The 363-nt window shown below is 32.2% G+C and carries 1 protein-coding gene; it reads right to left on the reverse strand.

The annotated features are described in order from the left end of the window. The coding region (locus KA878_RS14485; protein WP_245336778.1) for an iron chelate uptake ABC transporter family permease subunit at window positions 1-314 on the reverse strand (314 nt) is incomplete at its 3' end. Window positions 315-363: the final 49 nt, after the last annotated feature.

The raw sequence follows: 363 nt of genomic DNA on the forward strand, positions 1-363 counted from the left end.
ATAATCGGTATGGCAATAATTGAGAGTATAATGCCAACCGGAATTTGAATCGGACTTATGATAATTCTGCCAATAGTATCTGCAATTAATAAAAGTGCGCCGCCGATTAATAAATTCAACATCATTTGAACGTTAATAGGTACCTTGTACACCCTTCTAACAACTTGAGGTACAATCATACCAATAAATCCAATAATACCCGTAAAACTTATAATAACGGCTGTCATTATAGCAGCTAATAGTAAACATGTCCATGATATCAATCGAACATTCACACCAAGTGTTGTTGCTTTATCTTCACCTAATTGAATCATTTTAATATAATGACTCATCATAAACAAGATTAAGATACAGATTAAAGTA

The organism is Staphylococcus sp. GDY8P57P, from assembly GCF_017892585.1.
Lineage (GTDB): Bacteria > Bacillota > Bacilli > Staphylococcales > Staphylococcaceae > Staphylococcus > Staphylococcus borealis.